Here is a 1,720-nt window from a genome sequence, read left to right as displayed (position 1 = left end):
CCATCTCCCAAGGCTAAATACTCCCTAGTGACCGATAGTGCACCAGTACCGTGAGGGAAAGGTGAAAAGCACCCCGGAAGGGGAGTGAAAGAGAACCTGAAACCGTGTGCCTACAAGTAGTCAGAGCCCGTTTATGGGTGATGGCGTGCCTTTTGTAGAATGAACCGGCGAGTGACGATGACGTGCGAGGTTAAGTCGAAGAGACGGAGCCGCAGCGAAAGCGAGTCTGAATAGGGCGCTTAGTACGTCGTCGTAGACCCGAAACCAGGTGATCTACCCATGCCCAGGGTGAAGGTAGGGTAACGCCTACTGGAGGCCCGAACCCACGCACGTTGAAAAGTGCGGGGATGAGGTGTGGGTAGGGGTGAAATGCCAATCGAACCTGGAGATAGCTGGTTCTCCCCGAAATAGCTTTAGGGCTAGCCTCAAGGGAAGAGTCTTGGAGGTAGAGCACTGATTGAGCTAGGGGCCCTCATCGGGTTACCGAACTCAGTCAAACTCCGAATGCCAATGACTTATCCTTGGGAGTCAGACTACGAGTGATAAGATCCGTAGTCGAGAGGGAAACAGCCCAGACCACCAGCTAAGGTCCCTAAGTGTACGTTAAGTGGAAAAGGATGTGGAGTTGCTTAGACAACCAGGATGTTGGCTTAGAAGCAGCCATCATTTAAAGAGTGCGTAATAGCTCACTGGTCGAGTGACTCTGCGCCGAAAATGTACCGGGGCTAAACGTACCACCGAAGCTGTGGGATGACCGCTGGTCATCGGTAGGGGAGCGTTCTAAGCGCGCCGAAGCGAGACCGGAAGGACTCGTGGAGCGCTTAGAAGTGAGAATGCCGGTGTGAGTAGCGAAAACAGAGGTGAGAATCCTCTGCACCGAAAGCCTAAGGGTTCCTGAGGAAGGTTCGTCCGCTCAGGGTTAGTCGGGACCTAAGCCGAGGCCGAAAGGCGTAGGTGATGGGCAACAGGTTGAGATTCCTGTACCACCTCCTCACCGTTTGAGCAATGGGGGGACGCAGGAAGGTAGGGCGAGCAGGCTGCTGGAATAGCCTGTCCAAGCGGTTAGGCTGCCAGATAGGCAAATCCGTCTGGCATAAAGGCTGAGCCGTGATGGCGAAGGGACCATTGGTCCCGAAGTCCCCGATCCTACACTGCCAAGAAAAGCCTCTAGCGAGGTGAGAGGTGCCCGTACCGCAAACCGACACAGGTAGGCGAGGAGAGAATCCTAAGGTGCGCGGGAGAACTCTCGTTAAGGAACTCGGCAAAATGACCCCGTAACTTCGGGAGAAGGGGTGCTCTCTTGGGTGATGAGCCCGAGAGAGCCGCAGTGAAAAGGCCCAAGCGACTGTTTATCAAAAACACAGGTCTCTGCGAAGCCGAAAGGCGAAGTATAGGGGCTGACACCTGCCCGGTGCTGGAAGGTTAAGGGGAGCGCTTAAGCCGCAAGGCTGAAGGTGCGAACCGAAGCCCCAGTAAACGGCGGCCGTAACTATAACGGTCCTAAGGTAGCGAAATTCCTTGTCGGGTAAGTTCCGACCCGCACGAAAGGTGTAACGACTTGGGCACTGTCTCAACGAGAGACCCGGTGAAATCATACTACCTGTGAAGATGCAGGTTACCCGCGACAGGACGGAAAGACCCCGTGGAGCTTTACTGCAGCCTGATATGGAATTTTGGTATCGCTTGTACAGGATAGGTGGGAGCCTGGGAAGCCGGAGCG

The 1,720-nt window shown here is 55.1% G+C and carries 1 rRNA gene; it reads left to right on the top strand.

Annotated elements, in window-relative coordinates:
* Nucleotides 1–1,720, top strand: a 23S ribosomal RNA gene (locus tag ETC02_RS16500); the annotation flags it as partial.

The sequence above is a fragment of the Geobacillus sp. DSP4a genome (assembly GCF_013096875.1).
Classification (GTDB): domain Bacteria; phylum Bacillota; class Bacilli; order Bacillales; family Anoxybacillaceae; genus Geobacillus; species Geobacillus thermophilus.
The sequence above is the reverse complement of the archived record's forward strand: the minus strand, read 5'-3'. Positions and strand labels throughout refer to the sequence as shown.